We start from the raw sequence: 20,813 nt of genomic DNA on the forward strand, positions 1-20,813 counted from the left end.
AGACCGCCACGAGGTGCGTGAGCCCGGCAGCGCGGAACTGTTCCTCGACAACGGGATCGAGGGTGCTGACGTCGCCGAGGACCAAACCGGGCAAGAGTCCGCCTGCCTCACGACCGAGCGCTTGCGCGCTCAACAACTGGAGGCGCTCGCGGACGGCTGCGGCGATCCGATGGTGCCGGGGCGGTCCCCCGATCACGGTCGGCGACCCGACGGCGGTCAGGCGAGCGACCGTCAGATCGTGGCCCCGCGGCGGCCGGATGCGTACCAGCGACACCGTCCGGAGGCCGGGTACCACCTGAGCCCATTCCGAGCTGTCGCCGATGAGGTCGGACCGACCGGCGCGCACCGCGGTGGTCCCCATGCCGACCACGTCGACGGTCACCCGCACCTGCCCGTGGTCACCGAGTGCGACCGGGTCGTCTCGGACGATGATCGTGGCGGTCACCTTCTGTCCGGCGGCGCGTGCCACCGGATGATCGGCGACGGCGTCGACCCGGAGGAGAACTGCCGCACCGCATCCCGCCGCGAGACCGCCGACGACGATCACCAGCCCGACGGACGACCAGCCCACCCGACCGCTGACGGCGGCGACCGTCGCGACCACGCAGACCATGCCCGCGACCCCGACGACGGTCACGGCCACCGCGGTGGGCGTCAGCAACGCGACGAGGGTGACGATCCACACCGCGACCGCGGGGATGACCAATCGGAGGTCGAGATCGGATGCGGCTGAACCCGATTGGGGCCCCGGTGCGCCCTCCCCCACGGCACGGGAATAGTCATCCGTCACACCGTGACCAGATCACGCAACCGGGCGAGACGCGCCGGACCGATCCCGTTCACCTCACCGAGTTGGTCCACCGACGCGAAACGGCCGTTGCGGGCGCGCCATTCGATGATCGCCGCAGCGGTCACCGGGCCGACGCCTGGCAACTCGTCGAGCTGAGCTTCGGTCGCCGAGTTCAGGTCGACCTTGCCACCGGTCGGCGCGCCACCGGTGCCACTCGCCGCCGACGCCGGCGGACCGTCGGCGGGCGCGGCTCCAGCTGAGCCGCCGGCCGACACCACGGCGCTGCGCATACCCATCCCGCCGCGTGCAGCAGCCACCCCGACGAGTACCTGATCACCGTCGCGGAGGGGCTGGGCGAGGTTGAGCGACAACGTGTCCGCGCCCGGACGGGCACCACCGGCCCGATCGAGTGCATCCGCCACCCGCGCCTGAGAGCGCAAGCGCACGAGCCCCGGACGCTGCACCAGACCGACGACACTGACCACGATCTCGCCGGACGGTGTCGCGCTCTCATGGCCGGGTCGTGGTCGCGTCGACTGTCCTGCAGTCGACGGCCCCGCAGCCGACGACCCGGTCGGGCCGGCCTGCACGGGAAAGGCGACTGTCCCGATCTCGTCGTCCCCTCCGAACACCCGGACCCCGGCTATCACACAGGCGACGATGCCAACCACGATCAATGCGATCGCAGCCGGTGGCGCCGGCGCCCATCGTCGTCGGGCCGGGTGCCCACGACGGTTATCGAGGTCCCAGTTTCGGTCGTGGTCCCCATCCCAGTCGTGATCCTCACTCAGGTCGTGGTCCCCGTCCCTGTCGGAGCCGGCCCCGAACGAATCCCGACCGAAGCGGTCCTCGGCGCCGTGGCGGTCCCAGGCATCACGCACGCGCCCCGGTGAACCACGCCGACCGTCCCGTCTGCCCGGATCACCCTGCGACGGAGCAGGTCCTGATTCCAGCCAGGTCGGCATGGCGGTGATCCCCCACCCTCGGGGTGGTGCCGCCGTCGGATCCTCGACGGCGTCGGTATCGCCGACCGCCTCGGTCTCCTCGACGATGGCTGTCGGCGGCCGCCACGCATCGATGGGCCTCGGCGCGATCTGCGCAGTGTCCGATCCTCCAGCACCCGATCCCGCAGCGTCTGATTCGGCAGCGTCCGATCCGCCAGTGTCTGATCCGCCAGTGTCCGATCCCCCTGTACCCGACCCGCTGATGCCCGGCCATGCGGTGTCCGCCCCTTCCCCCACCACCGTGTCCACGAATCTGTCGGGGTCCCGCCCCACCGTCGGCGCCGGGCCCAACCGATCGAGCGGACTGCCGCCGGCGCGGTCGACGCCATCGCGTCGGCGGTATCCGGTACGACGCACGCTTCCGTCGAGGCGTCGACCGGCCGTACCGATCGACGGTTCACGCTGCGGTCCGGATTCGTCGTCCGTGCGCGAGGCGGGTCCGGACGTCACTCGCGGGTCCGGAACGGGCACCTGCCATCCCGGGCGCGCAGGTTCACCTCTGGGCGGCGTCGGACTGTTCATGCTCGAGAACGCTAGGAGTCGATCGTCCCCGATGGGAGCGTCGATCGGGATCTGTGGATGGACCGCAGGGTGTGCACAACGCGTGCGGCGGCCGACCGACGCGGGCCGGCGTCAGCCCGGACCGGCTCAGCCGGCGTCAGTCCGGACCGGCTCAGCCGGCGTCAGTCCAGATCGGTTCAGCCGGCATCGATGCCCTCGATCGGGTCGAGGTGCTCTGCGATGACGACGCCCAAGGCGCCTGGCCCCACATGGCATCCGAGGATCGGTCCGAGATCGACGGTGATCCGAGATGTGACCACACGGAGACGCTCGGTCAGCTGGTCGCCGAGATCGTGCGCCATGTCGGCAGCGCGACAGTGTTGGATGCCGACGGTCACCGGACGCCCGGCGGCGGACTCGACCGCGGCGTCGACCATCTTGCCGATCGCCTTGGAGAACGTACGGTGCCGTTCCTTGAGCGTCAGGACACCGTCGACCATGTGCAGGATCGGCTTGATCGACAGTGCGGAACCGAGCATCTTGCTGGCAGCACTGATCCGACCGCTGTTGCGCAGATTGTCGAGATCGTGGACGCAGAGCATCGAATCGACGGTCGCAGCCTGTCGGATCGCCGACTCATAGACGCGGTCCCGGTCGGCACCGGACTGTGCGGACTGTGCCGCGGCGACCGCGGCGAAGCCGACCGCGAGTCCGACGGATCGGGAATCCACCACGCGCACCTGGCCGGAGAACTTCTCCGCGGCCAACCGGGCCGCCGACCATGTTCCCGACAGCCGGCGGGACATGTGTACCGCGACGACACCCGCACCCTCGCTCGCCTCGACCGCCTCGTCGAAGGCGGTCGCGATCTCGGCCGGGTTCGCCCCCGACGTGGTGACCCCGGGGGTGGAGACGATGTCCGCCGGGATGTCGTCGACCCCCTCGCTGTAGTCCTGACCATCGAGGGTCAGATGCAACGGCACGACGCGGACGCCGTAATGATCGGTCACCGACGTGGGCAACCGCGACGACGAATCCGTGACGACGACTACAGGCACGCGTCTACGTTAGCCGGTACACATCGCTTGCTCGCGGGCTCACCCGCGCGCAGCTGCGACGGCGGGCGCCACCGCGGCCGCGATCTGCCGATGACACTCGAACCCCCAGTGGATGCCGTCCGGATTCATCTCATGGGTCGGGTCGGCGAAGGCTGCTCGGGTGATCTCGTAGAACTCGACGGTCGGGACGCCGGCCTCGCGTGCCCACTCCGCCATCGCCGACGTCGTCGGGATGCGACCCGGATGCGCCCGTCCGTAATAGGGACTGATGTGGGTGGACGGAAGGCACAGCACCACCGGCAGATCCGGCCGCAGATGGCTGATCGCGCCGTGGATGCGATCCAGGTACTCGACCGTCACCGCGGGCGGCAACGCCATCGGCCAACCGACCGGCGAGAGCCTGGGCTGCAACCATTCGTAGGCGCTGCGGACCACCTGCCGCAGGCGGGCCGGCCGTACGTAGCGGATCTGCTCGCGGAGCGCGGTCGGCAACGGCGACGGAAGGCTGTCCATGCCCCCGAACGCGAGCACCAACACCTGAGCGTGCGGGAGCGCCGCCCAGATGTTCGGGTCCTGGGTGACCGCCCACCACACGTCGCGACTGGTCCACCCGATCCGACCGAAGACGTCGACCTCCGCGCCCACGCTCGCGCCAACCAGGTTGGGCCAGATCCGTGGATCGTCCGCCGCCAGTCCGCCTCGAGGCCCGTAGTACGCCAACGAATCCGACAACACCACCACTCGTGCACGCGTAGTCTCGGTCATCGTCGATGCCGACCGTCCCCGAGCCGGCGCAGGGTCATCGGGCCCGGCTCACTGGATACCCGCGTCGGCCGGCTCGGCCGAGGCGTTCCAGACGTCCAGGCGCCAGCGAGCCGGATGTCCGGGGACACCGTGGCCGGACAACTGGACCCAGCTCGTGTTCGCCAGTCCGCCGAAGACCGGCCAGTTCGCGACCGGGAGGTCGAGCAGCGCAGCGGTCATCGCGGCGATCACGCCGCCGTGCGCCACCAGCACCACCGGCGCCTCCGGACGGTCACCGCTGCCCCACTCGTCGAGTTCGGCCACCAGTTCGTCGACCACCGGGGTGGCCCGCCGGGCCACGTCGATCCTGCTCTCGCCGTTCGGCGGTGTCCACGAAGCGTCGTCCCGCCACGTCCGGCGCGCGCCGGGCATCGCCTCGTCGACATCGCCGTGGGTGAGGCCCTGCCAGTCCCCCAGATGCGTCTCACGCAGGCGCTCGTCGGTGTCGACAGTCAGTCCGGTTCGCACCGCCAGCGCCTCCGCGGTGTCACGTGCCCGACGCAGATCCGACGACCTGATCAAGAGCGGACCCCGGTCGGCAAGCGCGTCGGCGGCCGATTTCGCCTGACGCACACCGAGTTCGGTGAGGTCGGTGTCGAGCTGCCCCTGCATTCGACCGCCGGCGTTGTAGTCGGTCTGCCCGTGCCGGAGCAGGATCAATCGACGGACGATCGGGGTCAGGCGTTCGACGGAGGTGTCGTGGTCGTCGGGCCCACCGCTCACGCGAGGCCCTCGATCTCGACTGTCGGGCAGTCTTTCCAGAGCTGTTCCAGCGCATAGAACGAGCGCTCGTCGTCGTGCTGGATGTGTACGACGATGTCGATGTAGTCCAGCAGTGCCCAGCGGCCTTCGCGGGTGCCTTCCCGGCGCACCGGCTTGTATCCGGCCTCACGGAGTTTGTCCTCGACCTCGTCGACGATCGAGTTGACCTGGCGCTCGTTGTCGGCCGACCCGATGACGAAGAGGTCGGTGATCACCAACTGCTCGGAGACGTCGATCACCGACACCTCGCGGGCCAGCTTGTCGGCCGCGGCCAGTGCGGCGATCTTCGCCATCTCCAGCGATTCGGGTGATGCAGTCACGAACGATCCCTTCTCGAGAGTCTGTGGTCGGCGTGCACGGTGCACCCGACGGATGGTGCGGTCACGGCGCTCCCGGGGCAGACACACCTGGTGACGACGCCCGCGGCGTCCGGTAGAGACGACGTTTGGCTATGTACTGGACCACGCCGTCGGGCACGAGATACCAGACCGGCCGACCCGACGCCGCCCGTGACCGGCACTCCGTCGACGAGATCGCCAATGCGGGGATCTCGAGCAACTGCAGCGTATCTTCCGGCAGGGTCGTGAGGTGCTTTGCGAGATGCTTGGCGTCGAGCACGTAACCGGGCCGGCTGACGCCGATGAAGTTGGCGAGCTCGAAGAGCTCCTCCCAGTTCTGCCACGACAGGATCGACTCGAGCGCGTCGGCGCCGGTGATGAAGTAGAGCTCGGCGTTCGGGTGCAGCGACTTCAGGTCACGCAACGTGTCGACGGTGTAGGTGTCGCCTGCCCGATCGATGTCGACGCGGCTCACGCTGAACCGGGGATTCGACGCAGTCGCGATGACGGTCATGAGATACCGGTCCTCGGCCGGGCTGACCGGTCGCGATCCGCTCTCCGCCGTCGGCGCCGAGTCACCCCCCGGGCCGCCGAGCTTCTGCCACGGTCTGCCCGTCGGGACGAAGACGACCTCGTCCAATCGGAACCGGTGGGCGACCTCGCTGGCGGCCACCAGGTGACCGTTGTGGATAGGGTCGAACGTGCCGCCCATGACGCCGATGCGGCGCACCCGCGGGCGGTCTCCTGACATGGGGTGAGAGTTTACGCGGTGCGGCACAGGTCACCGCCACGCGTACGCCGCGACGCCTGATGCGCGGGTCCGTCCGTGGCCTGCGGTCACCATGGGATCAGACCGGCAGCAGGTCGGCGATGGCGCGGCCGAGCTGCGTCGCGTTCCGGCACTCGAACATCTCGATGACCTCTGCGTACTCGGTCGCCACCGAGTCGCCGACACCCCAGTTACGCCGGGCCTCGGGATTGAGCCAGTAGGCGTGACGGGCGCGCTCGACGAGCACCCGCAGGGCGTCCAGCCGCGGGTCGTGATAGTTGCTGCGGCCGTCGCCCAGGATCAGCAGCGCACCGCGATGGGTCACCGAGTCCAGGTACTCGTCGACGAACCCGCGCAGCATGTTGCCGTAGTCGGAATGCCCGTCGCGCGTGCTGATCCGCGCGGTGCTGATCATCCGGTGCATCGACGCACCGAAGTCCTCGTCGTCGGAGCCGCGCTCGAAGAACTCGGTGACCTCGTCGACGGTGTCGACGAAGGCGAAGACGCGGACCGACGAGAACTGTTGGCGCAGAGCGGACACCAACCGGAGCGTGAACTGCGAGAAGCCGGCCACCGAGCCCGACACGTCGCAGATGACGATCAGCTCGGGCCGGCCGGGACGCGGCTTGCGGAGCTTGAGGTCGATCGGCACGCCGCCGGTGGACATCGAGGCGCGCAGGGTCGACCGGACGTCGACGGCCCCGTGATGAGCTCGGCGACGGCGGGTCTCGAGCTTCGCGGCGAGCAGTCGGGCGAGTGGCTCCACCGTTCGCCGGATCTCGGCCATCTGCGAGGCCCCGGCCGACAGGAAGTTCATGTTCTCGGGGAGGTCGGGGACCGCATACTCGGCCACGCGTTCGCGGCCGCTGCGCGCGGCCATCCGACGTTGGGTCTCGGTCTCGATCGCGGCCCGGAGATCGGCGGCACGCGCCCGCGCGGCCGACCGGTAGACCGGCTCGGTGCCCGGCCGGTTGCCCAACTCGTCGTCGCCACCACCGGCCATCGCGGCGGCGATCCGCGCGATCAGCGTCTGCGGGTTGACCGAGCTCATCGCCTGATATGCGGAGAACGCCTCGCCGCGCGTCGACTCGTAGCGCCCCAGTTCGTCGACCACCATCGCCACGAACTGACTCAGCCGACCGTCTTGACCGGCGCTGTCGTCGGCGAGCAGTTCGGCGGCCAGGTCACGCACCGCCTCGACGTCGATCGCGCCGGCGTCGGTCCGGGGCAGTGCGGTGTCGACCGTCCGCTTGCCGGTGCCGAGCGGAAACCAGAGGTCGAAGACCCGGTCGAACACCCGCCGGTGGGTCTGGTCGTCGATGAGCGTCGTCGCCAACCCCTCGCGGAGACTCCCCCGATCGAGCAGGTCGAGGACCTCCATTGCGCGGGCCGCGTCGATCAGCTCCGACGGACCGACGACGATTCCGCGTGTGCGGAGATCGTCGACGAAACCCGTCAGGTGGCCGACCAACGGGACGTCGGCGTCCTGATCGGGTGGCGACGGCGGATGCGCGGTCATCAGCCCAGCTTGAGCTCTTTGAGCGCGGTCTTGAGGTCGGGCCGGTGCTTGAGCACCACGCCCAGGGTTCGTGCGATGAGGCCGTCGTCCAGCCCGGACCCGGATCGACCACCAGCGCCGTCTCCCGCGCCGAGCGCGAGCAGGGTGTTGGCCCAGTCGATGGTCTCGGCCACCGACGGCTTCTTCCGCAGGTCGAGGGTGCGTAGGACGCCGACCACGCGGACGAGCTCGGCGGCGAGCCGGTCCGACAGATCGGGCACTCGCGAGGCCAGGATCTCGCGCTCGCGAGCCGCATCCGGGAAATCGATGTACAGGTAGAGGCAGCGACGCTTGAGCGCCTCGGACAGTTCGCGGGTCGCATTCGACGTCAGCAACACCACCGGGCGGCGGGTCGCGGCGACGGTCCCCATCTCCGGGATGGTCACGGCGAAGTCGCTGAGGACCTCCAGCAGCAGTCCCTCGACGTCGACATCTGCCTTGTCGACCTCGTCGATCAGCAACACCGTCGGCTCGGTGCGGGCGATCGCACGGAGAAGCGGTCGGGGCAGCAGGAACTCGTCGGAGAAGATGTCGTGCTTGGCCTCGTCCCAGTCCCGCGTGCCGGTCGCCTGGATGTGCAGGATCTGCTTGGCGTGGTTCCACTCGTAGAGCGCGCGGGCCTCGTCGATGCCCTCGTAACACTGCAAGCGGATCAGCTCGGCGTCGGTTGCCGTGGCGATGGCCCGAGCCAGCTCGGTCTTGCCGACACCGGCGGGACCCTCGACCAGCAACGGCTTGCCGAGGCGATCGGCGAGGAATGTCGACGTCGCGGTCGCCTCGTCGGCCAGATAGCCGGTCGCGCGGAGTCGGGCGACGACGTCGGGGACGTCAGCGAAGGTCGGGACCACGGTGGCGCCGCCGGGCGCGGTGCCGGTCATGCCGGACGGACGTGGCCGTTGCCCCAGACCAGCCACTTGGTCGAGGTCAGCTCCGGCAGGCCCATCGGGCCGCGTGCGTGGAGCTTCTGGGTGGAGATGCCGATCTCGGCGCCGAACCCGAACTGCTCACCGTCGGTGAACGCGGTGGACGCGTTGACCATCACGGCAGCCGCATCGACCCGCCGCGTGAACTCGTCGGCAGCGGCCAGGTCGGCGGTGACGATCGCCTCGGTGTGGCCGGTGCCGTAGGTGTCGATGTGCGCGATGGCGGCGTCGATCCCGTCGACCACCTTCACCGCGATGTCCATCGACAGGTACTCCTCGGACCAGTCGGCCTCGGTCGCCGGTTCCATCCCGGTCTCGTCACCGTGGATGACCACTCCCTGAGCCTGCAGCACGGAGGTGATCCGGGGCAGGGCATCCGCGGCGACCGCGGCGTCGACGAGCACGGTCTCGGCGGTGTTGCACACGCTGGGACGCCGGGTCTTCGAGTTCAACACCACCCGGGTCGCGACATCGAGGTCGGCGAGCGCATGGACGTAGACGTGGCAGTTGCCGACGCCGGTCTCGATCGTCGGCACCGTCGCGTTGGCCACGACTGCCTCGATCAGTCCGGCACCGCCGCGCGGGATCACGACGTCGACCAGTCCGCGCGCCTGGATGAGCGCGGTGACACTCGTCCGGGACTCACTCGGCAGCAACGCCACCGCATCGGCGGTGATGCCGTTGGCGGAGAGCACCTCCCGCAGGATGCGTACCAGTTCGGCATTCGAGTCGGCCGCCGACGACGAACCACGCAGCAGCACCGCATTACCCGACTTGAACGCGATCCCGAACGCATCGACGGTCACGTTCGGCCGGGCCTCGTAGACGATGCCGACGACTCCCAGGGGTACCCGCACCTGCCGCAGCTGCAGACCGTTCGGCAGCGTCTTGCCCTGCACGATCTCCCCGATCGGATCCGGGAGCACCGCGACCTGACGCAGACCGTTGGCGATGCCGGTCACGCGCTCCGGGGTCAGTCGGAGCCGGTCCATCAGCGACGCCTCGATGCCGTCGGCGGCGCCGCGATCGAGATCTCGCTGGTTGGCCGCCAGGATGGTGTCAGCGGCCGCCTCGATCGCGTCGGCGGCGGCCAGCAGCGCGGCGTTCTTGTCGGCGGTGGTGAGTCCGTTCAGCGAGCGTGACGCGGTACGCGCCTTCTTCGCGAGACCGTGGACGACCTGCGTGGTGTCGGAGGAGTCCGACCCGGTGGCCACGGCCCGATCGGCGGTGGGAGCACTCATGAGACCTCGTCTTCGCCTGCGGGAATATGTCGCCCACCAGAGTAACCACGCGTTGCCGGGTGCCCAATCGGCCCCCGAGCCCGGCTCGGTCCCTGATCACCGCCGATACCGACGCCCCCTCAGCATCGGTGGAGCGCACGATCGAGTACCGGACGCGAACGACCGTCGACTGCGAGCCCGTACGCGGCGCTGACCGCGACGAACTGCATGGCGTACTGGCAGTGGAAGCCCGACTGCCGGGGCATCCACCGTGCCGGCTCTTTGTCGCTCTTGGCCTGGTTGGACGCCGCGTCGACCGCGACCAGGTTCGCCGGATCGTTGGCGAAGTCGAGTCGGCGGATAGCCGTCCACGTCGAGGCGCCCATGTCCCAGGCGTAGGACAGCGGCACGATGTGGTCGATCTGAACCTCCGCCGATCCCCGACCACGCCGGAAGGAGACGAACTCCCCTGAGTAGGGGCTGCGGAACTCCCCCGCGACGACCGTCGTCGGGCAGCGCGCGCTCGGTGCGGTGCGGATGTCGGCGAGATCGCGGGCCAGGATGTCGTTGCGGGTGTCGCACCCGTTGCCCGCCCCCAGCACCTGCGCGTCGTCCGACCAGCTCTGCCCGAACGCCGTCCGCTCGTAGCTGTGATCAGAGGATCGGACGACCACCGGCAGCGTCGCGAGGCGCCCGGCCAGGTCACGGGCGGCCGCGGCGCGCGCCGGATTCGCCGACGAGTCGTCGGGCATCAGGGAAACGGCAGGCAGGACGGAGACGGTCGCCGCCGCGACCGTACCGACGGTCACGACGAGCAGTATCGCCCAGCGTCGGACCGGCCAGCCGCCGGCGAGCCGGTGGGCCCACCGACGGATTCGGAACGGCAGCAACACATGCCACGGCCACCGGTCACGACTTGTCGAGGTACTCGACCTTCTGCGGGACGAGGATCGAGTCGACCAGATCGGCCAGCGGGCGGTGATCGGCGAGCGGGAGATCGGCAGAGACGATCTCCTCCGCCAACCCCCGGGCATCGGCGATGACCTCGGCGTCGGTGAGCAGCGACAGATAATGCAGCGACGACGTCCCACCGGACTGCAGTGCTCCGAGGACATCGCCCTCCCTCCGCTGCTCGAGATCCACGCGGGCCAGTTCGAACCCATCATTGGACGCCTCGACCGCCCGCAGTCGTTCCATCGCCTGCGAGACCTGCCCCGCACGGGTCATCAGCAGGCACAGTCCGGGGTGCTCGCCACGCCCGACGCGACCGCGCAGCTGGTGCAACTGGCTGACGCCGAACCGCTCCGCGTCGACGATGACCATCGTCGTCGCGTTCGGGACGTCCACACCGACCTCGATCACCGTGGTGGAGACCAGGATGTCGACCTCGCCGCGGCCGAAGGAGTCCATCACCGCGTTCTTCTCGTCGGCCGGCAGCCGACCATGGAGGTACTCGATCCGGCGATCACCCAGCGGTCCCGCCACCAGTTCGGCGTACTGGTCCAGCACGGAGACCCCGCGCGGCCGACCGTCGTCGTCCTTGGGGTCGTCGTTGTCACCGATTCGCGTGCACACCACGTAGACCTGCCGACCGGCATCGATCTCCTCGGCCGCCCGGGCCCATACGCGTTCGACCCAACGCTCGTTGCTCATCGGGACCACCGACGTGGTGATGGGCTGACGTCCGCGCGGCAGTTCGCGCAGCGTCGAGGTCTCGAGATCGCCGAACACCGTCATCGCGACCGTCCGCGGGATGGGTGTCGCGGTCATCACGAGGAAGTGGGGCTGTACACCGTCGCGACCTCGGGAACGCAGGATGTCGCGCTGTTCCACACCGAACCGGTGCTGCTCGTCGACGACCACCATGCCGAGGTCGAAGAACTCGACGTTCTGCTCCAACAGCGCGTGGGTGCCGACCACGATGCCGGCCGTACCAGTGACCACGTCCAGGAGTGTCTGGCGTTTTCCGGCCGTACGCATCGAACCCGTCAGCAACGCCACCGATGTCGCGTTCTCGGCCGAGCCGAGTTCTCCCGCACCGGCGAGGTCGCCGAGCATCGTCGTCATGGTCCGATGGTGTTGCGCGGCGAGCACTTCGGTCGGCGCGAGGATGGCGCACTGATGCCCGTTGTCGACGACGCGCAACATCGCCAGCAGGGAGATCAGCGTCTTTCCCGAACCGACCTCTCCCTGCAGCAACCTCGACATCGGGGTGGGCGCGGCCAACTGTTCGCCGATCTCGTCCACCACGCGCCGCTGACCGTCGGTGAGGGTGAAGGGCAGGCGCTCGAGGAGCTGATCCTCCAGCCCCCCCGGGACATGTGGGCAGGTCGCGGCCGACTCGGAGCGCCCCGCGAGGCGCCGTTGCGCTAGCACGGTCTGGATGGCCAGGGCCTCGTCGAAGCGCAGCCGTTCGGCAGCGGTCTCGATCTCTTCCTCGGTGTCGGGCAGGTGCACCGAACGGATCGCCTCGGCGGTGGTCGGCAATCCACGCTCGGACCGTTCATCGGGGGTCAGGGCGTCCTCGGCGAAATCACACCGCGCGAGGATCGAACGCACCGAGGACCAGATCGCCCAGGTCTGGATCTCTTTGGAAGCCGGGTACATCGGGACGATCGGACGATCGAAGTCGGCGGGGTCGATGTCGCTGTCGACGCCACTGCCGTCGGCCGACTCGGCCTGCATTTCCGACTGTGCGGAATACATCTCGGAGAGCATCGCCGAGCCGACGATGGTCTCCACGCCGAGCTCACCGTCGGGTAGGACCAGCCAATCCGGATGCGAGAGTTGGACCCTCCCCCGGAACACCTTGACCTTGCCGGCCATCATCACGCGCGCGCCCGGCTTGAGGCGTCCTTGAATCCATTTGGCGTTGAAGAAGTTCGCGTCGTAGGTGTTGCCGCCGTCGTCGAGGCTCACCTTCAGGAACGAGCCCTTGCGCTTCTTCATCTGGACCATGGTGGAACGGGTGACCCGGCCGATCACGGTCACCCACTCGTCGTCGGCGGGCAGTTCTTCCGCCGACAACTGACCATGGCGCACATAGCGTCGCGGGGTGTAGCGGAGCAGCGCGCCGACAGTGGTCACACCGAGCTCAGCCAGCGCGGCCACACGCTTGGGCGGCAGCAGGCCGTCCAACGGATCCGATTGCACGACCACTACTCGACCCCGACCTGCAACAGTTGATCGGCCTGACCGGTCCGGTAGACCCCCAGCTCCACACCGGCGTACGACCTCCGCATCAACTCGGACACGGCATCGAGCGCCTCGTCGTCGACCTCGGATCCGGCGAGCACGGTGACCATCTCGCCACCGGTCGCCAGCATGAGGTCGAGCAACGCAGTGACCGCCGCCGACTGGTCCGGCGCGATGACCAGGACATCGGACCCGATGAGCCCCAACACGTCTCCGACCTCACAGGTGCCGGCGAGCGTCATCATCTTGGTCGGTGCGCTGATCAACGAGCCCCATCGGGTACCAGCCGCCGCCTCGGCCATCGCGTAGGCGTCCGCGTCGGGCGACTCGCCCGGATCGTGGACGGCCAGGGCCGAGAGGCACTGCGCCATGGACGATGTCGGCAGGTACACCACTGATCGCTGATGGGATCGGACCTCGGCCGAGACCGTGACCAGGTCTTGAGAACTTAAGGCGCCGTTGGCCATCACGATCACGTGCGCGCTGTCCGTCGTGCGGATGGTGTCGACGAGTGACTGCGGGGTCAGTCCGTCGTCCGCACGCACCACCGCCGCACCGGCCTCGGTGAACAGTTCGGCCGCGCCGTCACCCCGGACCACGGCCACCACGGCCCGGCGATGACGAGGCGGCGGCTCCGAGGTGTCGGTGAGCGAACGCATCGCGTCGAGCGCGAAACAGCTGATCCGGATCTCGGAGATCTGTCCGAGAGCCACACCGGCCTCGACGGCCTTGCCGGGTTCGCAGGTGTGGACGTGGACGGAGAAACGCTCGCTGTCGGTGGAGCTGTCGCCGACGATCACGACGGCGTCGCCGAGTTCGTCGAGGGTCGAGCGCAGCGCGCCGATCGCCTCGCCTGCAGCACCGTCGAGGAGGTACATCACCTCGAAGTCCATCTCGCTGTCGCCCGAGCACTCCCCGACACTGTGATCGCGTGCCTCGCCACCACCGGTGAGGATGCCGCGGTAGCGCCGACGACGGTGGGCGACGCCGGTCAGCACGGTGACCATCGCGTCGAGCAGCGCCAGCAGTCCGCGACCACCGGCGTCGACCACTCCCGCCTCGGCGAGCTCGCGCAACTGGTCGGGGGTCTGCTCCAAGGCGTCGGCGCAGTCGTCGGCGACCGCGCGGGCGAGGTCCGCCGCCGAATCGCCGGAATGGACGGCCGCGGTCTCGGCGGCCACCCGGATCAGCGTGAGCACGGTCCCCTCACGCGGATCGCTCACCGCGCGGACCGCGGCCAGCGACCCGAGCCGCAGGCCCTTGGTCCACAACTGACCGAAGGTGAGGTCGGGTCCGTCGCCGATGAGTTCGGCCGCGTCGGCGAGCCCGACCAGCACCTGCGAGAGGATCACGCCGGAGTTGCCGCGCGCATTCGCGACCGCACCCTCGGCCATCAGCCGCGCGACCGTCGCGACGTCGGCATCCCCGGCCGCCGCGGTCGCTGCGTCGGCAGCAGCCTGCATGGTGAAGACCATGTTGCTACCGGTGTCGGAATCCGGGATGGGGAACACGTTGAGGTCGTTGATCTCGCCGCGCAGGTCTGCGAGGCCGGATGCGCTCTGCGTCGCCCAATCGCGCAGCAGCTGCGGGTTGAGGGTCGGAACGACGCGCGTGTCCTCATCGGCGGTCATCGACGCTCCGTTCGACCGATCGGCGAAGGGACCCGATCTGCACTCACACCGCCACCTCCGCGAGGACGAGGGACTCACCGGACGATTCATCACGCGTCTGCGTCCGGGGCACAGGCCACCGAAGCGAGACCTGGCCGCCGGGGCCCGGCGGCACTCGTGTCCGAGATTACTTCCCCACCGTGACGATGCCGAGGTGCACCGCCCACCCGCGGAACGGTGCAACCATGGTGGCTGCCCGCCGCGCTCGGCGCTGCCCATGTCGGTGGCCACGGTCACCCGTCGGCATCGAGTCGTCACCGCGTCGGCACCGCAGGCGTCGCCGGGTGCGGACGCCGGGATTTGGCCGGTGTGGCATCGCCCCGTTATCCTTGCAGGGTTGTCCGACTGCCGTCGGGTCGTGCCCGGCGCGATCACCTGAGCGGTCGGACCGACCACAGACCATCATCATCTACCGAGGGAGTTCGACCATGGCTGCCGTTTGCGACGTATGTGGCAAGGGCCCGGGCTTCGGCAAGTCGGTGTCGCACTCGCATCGCCGCACCAACCGCCGCTGGAACCCGAACATCCAGTCCGTCCGCGTCGAGGTCGCTCCGGGCAACCGGAAGCGCAAGAACGTCTGCACCTCCTGCCTCAAGGCAGGCAAGGCCGCAGGCGTCTGACCCACTGACCTACCGAGGTCAGGCCGGACACATCACCTGAACCCGACCGCCGACCGAGCATTCGCTCGGACCCGGCGATCGGGTTCTCGTGCTCTCCGGCTAAGGTTCGGCCATGACCGACACCGCCCCCTCCCCCACCTCCGCGCAGCAAATCGATGTCGTCGACGTCTCCGACGGAATCCTGACCATCGCGGTCTCCACCGCTGCGGCAGGCAACTCCCTCTCCGACGAAGCCCTCGTCCAGGGCGCCGCCGAACTACGGGCCGTCGCCCGCGGCGAACGTGAGGTCGGCGCGATCCTCCTGGTCGGCACCGGTGCCAACTTCTGCGCCGGCGGCAACGTCCGCGCCTTCGCCTCGGCCGAGCACCGCCCGACCTATCTGCGCGGTCTCGCCGACACCTTCCACGCCTTCGTCACCGCACTGATCGAGGCGGACCGTCCCGTGGTCGCCGCGGTCAAGGGCTGGGCCGCCGGCGCAGGTATGAGCATCGTGCTGCACGCCGACGTCGCCATCGGCGGACCGTCGACCAAACTGCGCCCGGCCTACCAGGGCATCGGCCTGTCACCCGACGGTGGACTAACCTGGTCCCTGCCGCGTGTCGTCGGGACGGCACGCGCGCGACGAATCCTGCTCACCGACGAGATCCTCGACGCCGAGACGGCCCTCGCACTCGGAGTGCTCGGCGACACCGTCGCCGACGATGCCCAGGTCGAGGAGGCGGCCCGGGCCGCTGCGCGGAAACTCGCCGCAGGGCCACGCAATGCACTGTCGGCGACCCGCGCATTGTTGTCGGCCTCGCCGACCAACGGACTCGCGGATCAGCTCGTCGCCGAGGCCCGGTCCATCGCCCGCCTGTCCGGTCGGGCGGAAGGCATCGAGGGCGTGGACGCATTCATCGGTAAGCGCCGCCCCGATTTCGGCGCGGCACGTACCACCGACTGAACCGTCGACCGTGCGCTGAAAAGCGTCGACCGTGCTCTGAAAAGCGTTGATCGTGCACCCGATCGTGACCGACGGTCGGGTGCACATCGATCAGGACGGCAGCCGCCAGTCGACAGGGTCACCGCCGAGATCCTCGAGGGCCTCGTTCGCGCGGCTGAACGGCTTCGAGCCGAAGAACCCGCGGCTCGCCGACAACGGCGACGGATGAGCGGACTCGATCACCGGGACGTCGGGCAGCCACTGCTTCAGTCCGGCCGCGTCGCGCCCCCAGAGGATCGCCACCAGCGGGTCGGCATCGCGGTCGACCAGCGCCTTGATGGCGCACTCGGTGACTTCTTCCCAGCCCTTGCCGCGATGTGAGGCGGGCGTTCCAGGAGTGACCGTCAACACCCGGTTCAGCAGCAGCACACCAGATCTCGCCCACGGCGTGAGATCTCCGTTGGCCGGCCGCGGGTAGCCGAGATCATCGGTGTACTCGGTGTAGATGTTCTGCAGCGAGCGTGGGATCGGCGACACCTCCGGCGCGACCGAGAAACTCAGGCCGACCGCGTGCCCCGGCGTCGGGTAGGGGTCCTGCCCGACGATCAGCACACGGACGTCGTCGAAGGGATGGGTGAAGGCGCGCAACACGTTCGCGCCCGACGGCAGGTATCCGCGTCCCGACGAGTTCTCCTCGCGCAGGAACTGTCCCATGGTCGTGATGGTCTCCTCGACGGGCGCGAGTGCCTGCGCCCACCCGGGATCGATCAGCTCGGCCAGCGGACGAGCGCTCACTCGACCCTCCTCAGGGATTCTCGGTAATACTGCGCATTCTGGTAGTACATCTCGACGTTCAGGTCGACGTGGCCTTCGGGTACCTCGAATCCCTCACGGATGCGTGCCGGGACGCCGAGTGCCATGCGTGCGGGCGGCACGGCGAACTTGTAGGGGATGACCGCGCCGGCACCGACAATCGCCCGGTCACCGATCGTCGACCCGTTCAGCACGACCGACCCCGAGGCGATCAGGCAGTCGTCGCCGATCGTCGCGCCCTCGATATGGGCGTTGTGGCCGACGACGCAGCCGCTGCCGATCACGGTCGCGTCGATCGGCGTGCAGTGGATGATGGTGCCGTCCTGGATGTTGGTCCGCGCCCCGATCGTGATGGAACCAGAATCTCCGCGTAGCACCGCGGACGGCCACACCGACACACCGTCGCCGAGGGTGACGTCGCCGATCACGACAGCCTCGGGGTGGATGTAGACATCGGCGCCGAGAGTGGGCTCACGGTCCCCGAGCGCATAGATCGCCATGGGGCGATCTAATCATTCCGACCCCCCGTTCGGGCCCGGACCCCGAGCGCGGCCGGGACTCGAGCTGGTCAAGAGGTGCGGTCGCCGCGTGTCATCGTCGCCGCGGGTCACCTCCGACGGCCGTCGGGTTCGATGTCGGCGAACGACTGCCATCCGCGGAGCGCCCCCGCCGCTGTCCCGTCGACGATCACCGACCCAGAGGTATCCGAGTGGGTCACCGCGCCGATCACGGTCCATCCCGGCGGTATCGTCCCGCTCGGAAAGGCACCGAGCAGCTCGTGGTCCTCTCCCCCGGCCAGCGTCCATTCCCGGAGATCGACATCGAGGTCGCGTGCGGCGGCCGCGAGGGAACCGACCCGCGGCAGGCGATCGGAGTCGATCTCGACGCGGACCCGGGATGCCGCGGCCAAGGTTCTCAATTCCTCGATCAGCCCGTCCGAGATGTCGGTGAGCGCGTGGGCTCCGCAACGGGCCGCCGCGACCCCCTGTGCGAGATCGGGATCCGGCAGACGATAGGCCTCGACCAGGCGTGCATACCGATCGAGAAGTGCTCGGTCACCACCGGACTCGACAGCTCGCAGGACCGCCAACCCAGCCGCACATCCCCCGAGGGGGCCGCTGACCGCGAGTTCGTCACCGACCTGCGCGCCACCGACCACGATGGGTGCGATGCCATCGAGCCTGCCGACCGCGGTGACACTCACGACGAGTTGCTCGGCCGCGACGAGATCGCCGCCGAGCACACGAGCGCCGAGTCGGTGCGTCGCGGCCACGATCCCGGCGTCGAGGTCGAGAACGGTGCCGACCAGGGTGGTCGGCGGGCAGGCGATGGACACCACCACGCCGGTGGTCCGCGCACCCATCGCGGCGATGTCGGCGGCGCCCTGGACCACCGCACGCGCCCCGATCTGATGCGGGGCCGACCAGTCGAGTCGGAAATGTCGTCCCTCGACCGCGGTGTCGACACTGATGACGGTCGGGCCGGCGGTGTCGATCACCGCGGCATCGTCACCCGAACCGATGACGATGTCACGCCCGGGCGGGTCGTCGTGGTCGGCGACGGTGCGTGCGTCGCGGGCCGACGGGAGCTCGGCGGCCCGTGCGAGCACGGCGATCAGTCGTCGCTCACCGACCTCCCCGACCGTCCGGGTGCGGCCGGTCGGGGTGACGACGTCGTCCTCACCGAATCCGGCGGTCACGATCTCCCCTCGATCTCCCTGAGTCGCGCAGGCCCCGGGTCGTCGGTGACAATGTGTGCCACAGTGTATTGGCTGCGGGTCACGAGCCGATCTGGTCGGGTTGCCCACATCGGCTTCTGGGGCGCGACGCGAATCCGGATCGGCGGGACGGGAGTCGGCCGTGGCCGACAGGTCGCGTCCGGACAGCAGCCGGATCAGGTTCGACGCGTCGAGGCGTCGCTCCGCGATCCCCAGGGGAGAGGATGGCCGTGGTCGGAGCGTACGTACTGATCCAGACCGAGGTGGGACGGGCAGCGGTGGCAGCCGCGACAATCGCCGAGATCGCAGGCGTCGCATCGTCGGAGGAGGTCAGCGGCCCGTACGACGTGATCGTGCGTGTCGATGCCGCGGACGTCTCGCAGCTCACCGACGAGGTGGTACCGCAGATCCAGAAGGTCGACGGGATCACGCGCACCTTGACCTGCCCCATCGTCAGCGTGCCGCGCTGACCCCTTTCCCAACCGGTCGTCGGCGTGACCGACGTCGTGCCTAGGGTGGGACCCGTGGGTGCCACCGACGACAACGATCAGGACGCCGAGGCGTCGAGGCCCGCGGAACCGACCACCGGCTCTCCGCAGACCGCCGGCCCGCGGCTGAGTCCGGTCCTGATCGCCACGCTCGTCACCATCCCCGTCATGGTGATCGTGGCCTTCATCACCTACGCCGCGCTACGTCCCGACGACGCTCCGCCGATCGAGTCCTATCGCACCCAGGCCGCACCGCAGTGTCCGGCTTTTCTCGCGGCGCTGCCCGACACGTTCAAGGGATTCGGGACCAAGGCGGTGTCGGACTCCCAGGCGAGTTGGCCCAATTCCGAATCCGGCGGCGATCCGCTGGTGGTCCGCTGCGGCGTCGAACGACCCGCGGGCCTGGCGCCGACCAGCAATCTACAGGTCGTCCATCCGGTGCAGTGGTTCATCACCGACACCATCGACGGCGTCGGCCAGGCGTACGTGTGCGTCGATCATCGCCCCTACGTTGCGATCTGGGTCCCGGCCAATGCGGGCAACGGCCCCATCACCGACGTGTCGGCGCTGATCGACCGTGAGCTACCGCGCGCCCCACTGGATTTCGGGTGACCGACGATGCGGCGATCGCCACCGTCGGCTCAGTCGCGGTAGATCTCCGGCTTGATGCTGCGGCCCAATAGCGAGCTGATCGCCTCGGCCACCGACACCCCACCGTGGCAGACCTGGTGTACCGCGTCCGTGAGCGGCATCTCCACGCCGTGCTCGACCGCCAGTGCGCGTACCGAGGTGCACGACTTGACGCCCTCGGCGACCTGACCGTTGGTCGCCTCCTGGGCCTCCTCCATGCTGGCCCCCTGCCCCAGGCGAGCGCCGAAGGTGCGGTTGCGGGACAGCGGCGACGAACACGTCGCGACCAGATCTCCGATGCCGGCGAGTCCGGCGAGGGTCTCGATGCGTGCACCGACGGCCACCGCCAGTCGGATGGTCTCGGCGAGACCCCGGGTGATGATCGTCGCCAACGTGTTCTGGCCGAAGCCCACTCCGCCGGCCATCCCGCAGGCAAGGGCGATGACGTTCTTGACCGCGCCCCCGATCTCACATCCGGCGACGTCGGTGTTCGTGTACGGACGGAAGTAGCCGGTCGCGAACGCTGTCTGCAGTCGTTCGCCGCGGACCTCGTCGCTGCAGGCGATGACGGTGGCCGCGGGCTGCCCTTCGGCCACCTCGCGCGCCAGGTTGGGTCCGGACAACACGGCGATCTGGCCCGCCGGGAAACCCGACACCTCGGCGATCACCTCGCTCATCCTGAGCAGGGTGTTGCTCTCGATCCCTTTGGCCAGCGAGACCAGAGTCGCATCCGATTCCAGGTGCGGCAGCCAGTCCGACAGGTTGGCACGCAACGACTGCGACGGCACCGCGCACACCACGATGTCGGCTCCGTCGAGGACGGTCGCCACCTCGCTGGAGGCACGGAGTTCAGCGGGGAGGCTGATTCCCGACAGGTAGTCGCCGTTGGTGTGATCGGCGTCGATCTGCTCGGCCAAAGCGGGTCGGCGCGCCCAGATCGTCGTCGGGACCCCGGCATCCACCAGGACCTTGGCGGTGGCCGTCCCCCACGATCCCGCACCCATCACAGCTGCCCGCACATCAACTCCTCT

Annotated in this window: 20 protein-coding genes and 1 pseudogene; 4 read left to right on the forward strand and 17 right to left on the reverse strand. The window is 69.2% G+C overall.

The features are described 5' to 3' along the window. From GS4_RS00465 to GS4_RS00525, 13 genes and pseudogenes are all read right to left on the reverse strand, one after another. Nucleotides 1-790, reverse strand: a pseudogene (locus GS4_RS00465) (ComEC/Rec2 family competence protein); the annotation flags it as partial. Then, a complete protein-coding gene (locus GS4_RS00470; protein ID WP_369403289.1) occupies nucleotides 787-1,461 on the reverse strand; it encodes a ComEA family DNA-binding protein in 675 nt (224 codons plus the stop codon). The gene GS4_RS00470 and the pseudogene GS4_RS00465, both read right to left, overlap by 4 nt. 1,031 nt (nucleotides 1,462-2,492) lie before the next feature. Continuing rightward, a complete protein-coding gene (locus tag GS4_RS00475) occupies nucleotides 2,493-3,353 on the reverse strand; it encodes a DegV family protein (protein ID WP_040508889.1) in 861 nt (286 codons plus the stop codon). A gap of 39 nt (nucleotides 3,354-3,392) precedes the next feature. Next, entirely contained in the window at nucleotides 3,393-4,118 is a 726-nt protein-coding gene (gene octT, locus GS4_RS00480) for a diglucosylglycerate octanoyltransferase (protein WP_040508891.1), read from the reverse strand. A 48-nt stretch (nucleotides 4,119-4,166) separates the two neighbouring features. Then, nucleotides 4,167-4,880, reverse strand: a complete 714-nt coding sequence (locus GS4_RS00485; RefSeq protein ID WP_007616385.1) for a histidine phosphatase family protein — start codon at nucleotides 4,878-4,880, stop codon at nucleotides 4,167-4,169. Then, complete coding sequence (gene rsfS, locus GS4_RS00490) at nucleotides 4,877-5,239, reverse strand: ribosome silencing factor (RefSeq protein WP_007616387.1); 363 nt, start codon at nucleotides 5,237-5,239, stop codon at nucleotides 4,877-4,879. Before rsfS ends, GS4_RS00485 begins: the two co-directional genes overlap by 4 nt. Nucleotides 5,240-5,300: 61 nt before the next feature. Next, nucleotides 5,301-6,008 (reverse strand): nicotinate-nucleotide adenylyltransferase, encoded by a 708-nt coding sequence (gene nadD / locus GS4_RS00495; RefSeq protein ID WP_040508894.1) that lies wholly within the window; start codon nucleotides 6,006-6,008, stop codon nucleotides 5,301-5,303. 97 nt (nucleotides 6,009-6,105) lie between these two features. Further along, on the reverse strand, nucleotides 6,106-7,545 hold the full coding sequence (locus GS4_RS00500; RefSeq protein WP_007616391.1) for a vWA domain-containing protein: 1,440 nt from the start codon (nucleotides 7,543-7,545) through the stop codon (nucleotides 6,106-6,108). Next, on the reverse strand, nucleotides 7,545-8,462 hold the full coding sequence (locus tag GS4_RS00505) for an AAA family ATPase (protein ID WP_007616393.1): 918 nt from the start codon (nucleotides 8,460-8,462) through the stop codon (nucleotides 7,545-7,547). Before GS4_RS00505 ends, GS4_RS00500 begins: the two co-directional genes overlap by 1 nt. Then, complete coding sequence (locus GS4_RS00510; RefSeq protein ID WP_007616396.1) at nucleotides 8,459-9,748, reverse strand: glutamate-5-semialdehyde dehydrogenase; 1,290 nt, start codon at nucleotides 9,746-9,748, stop codon at nucleotides 8,459-8,461. Before GS4_RS00510 ends, GS4_RS00505 begins: the two co-directional genes overlap by 4 nt. 119 nt (nucleotides 9,749-9,867) lie before the next feature. After that, the gene (locus GS4_RS00515; RefSeq protein WP_369403290.1) at nucleotides 9,868-10,536 is read right to left on the reverse strand and encodes an HNH endonuclease family protein; all 669 of its coding nucleotides are present in this window, start codon (nucleotides 10,534-10,536) and stop codon (nucleotides 9,868-9,870) included. 100 nt (nucleotides 10,537-10,636) lie between these two features. Continuing rightward, nucleotides 10,637-12,886 (reverse strand): ATP-dependent DNA helicase RecG, encoded by a 2,250-nt coding sequence (recG, locus tag GS4_RS00520; RefSeq protein WP_007616408.1) that lies wholly within the window; start codon nucleotides 12,884-12,886, stop codon nucleotides 10,637-10,639. Beyond that, on the reverse strand, nucleotides 12,886-14,553 hold the full coding sequence (locus GS4_RS00525; RefSeq protein ID WP_007616409.1) for a DAK2 domain-containing protein: 1,668 nt from the start codon (nucleotides 14,551-14,553) through the stop codon (nucleotides 12,886-12,888). Before GS4_RS00525 ends, recG begins: the two co-directional genes overlap by 1 nt. Nucleotides 14,554-15,020: 467 nt before the next feature. Between GS4_RS00525 and rpmB the strand changes: the two genes are divergently transcribed. Together rpmB and GS4_RS00535 are read left to right on the forward strand one after the other, a co-directional pair. Further along, nucleotides 15,021-15,212: a 50S ribosomal protein L28 gene (gene rpmB, locus GS4_RS00530; RefSeq protein ID WP_007616411.1), complete on the forward strand. Its 192-nt coding sequence runs from the start codon at nucleotides 15,021-15,023 to the stop codon at nucleotides 15,210-15,212. A 112-nt stretch (nucleotides 15,213-15,324) separates the two neighbouring features. Then, a complete protein-coding gene (locus tag GS4_RS00535) occupies nucleotides 15,325-16,155 on the forward strand; it encodes an enoyl-CoA hydratase/isomerase family protein (protein WP_007616413.1) in 831 nt (276 codons plus the stop codon). Between the two features lie 90 nt (nucleotides 16,156-16,245). Here GS4_RS00535 and GS4_RS00540 read toward each other — a convergent pair whose 3' ends face one another. The 3 genes from GS4_RS00540 to thiL all read right to left on the reverse strand — a co-directional run bounded on the left by GS4_RS00540 (nucleotide 16,246) and on the right by thiL (nucleotide 18,646). Then, nucleotides 16,246-16,929 (reverse strand): uracil-DNA glycosylase, encoded by a 684-nt coding sequence (locus tag GS4_RS00540; protein WP_007616415.1) that lies wholly within the window; start codon nucleotides 16,927-16,929, stop codon nucleotides 16,246-16,248. Then, nucleotides 16,926-17,447 (reverse strand): gamma carbonic anhydrase family protein, encoded by a 522-nt coding sequence (locus GS4_RS00545; protein WP_007616417.1) that lies wholly within the window; start codon nucleotides 17,445-17,447, stop codon nucleotides 16,926-16,928. Before GS4_RS00545 ends, GS4_RS00540 begins: the two co-directional genes overlap by 4 nt. Before the next feature lie 107 nt (nucleotides 17,448-17,554). Then, nucleotides 17,555-18,646, reverse strand: coding sequence for a thiamine-phosphate kinase (gene thiL, locus GS4_RS00550; RefSeq protein ID WP_040508900.1), 1,092 nt, complete (start codon nucleotides 18,644-18,646; stop codon nucleotides 17,555-17,557). A gap of 242 nt (nucleotides 18,647-18,888) precedes the next feature. On the opposite strand from thiL, the gene GS4_RS00555 reads away from it, so the two are divergent. Continuing rightward, nucleotides 18,889-19,134 (forward strand): Lrp/AsnC family transcriptional regulator, encoded by a 246-nt coding sequence (locus tag GS4_RS00555; RefSeq protein WP_007616420.1) that lies wholly within the window; start codon nucleotides 18,889-18,891, stop codon nucleotides 19,132-19,134. A gap of 54 nt (nucleotides 19,135-19,188) precedes the next feature. Beyond that, nucleotides 19,189-19,764: a DUF3515 domain-containing protein gene (locus GS4_RS00560; RefSeq protein WP_040508903.1), complete on the forward strand. Its 576-nt coding sequence runs from the start codon at nucleotides 19,189-19,191 to the stop codon at nucleotides 19,762-19,764. A 29-nt stretch (nucleotides 19,765-19,793) separates the two neighbouring features. On the opposite strand, the gene GS4_RS00565 is transcribed toward GS4_RS00560, so the two are convergent. After that, a complete protein-coding gene (locus GS4_RS00565) occupies nucleotides 19,794-20,801 on the reverse strand; it encodes an NAD(P)H-dependent glycerol-3-phosphate dehydrogenase (RefSeq protein WP_007616425.1) in 1,008 nt (335 codons plus the stop codon). Nucleotides 20,802-20,813 lie beyond the last annotated feature (12 nt).

Origin of the sequence: Gordonia soli NBRC 108243, assembly GCF_000334455.1 — a bacterium.
GTDB lineage: Bacteria > Actinomycetota > Actinomycetes > Mycobacteriales > Mycobacteriaceae > Gordonia > Gordonia soli.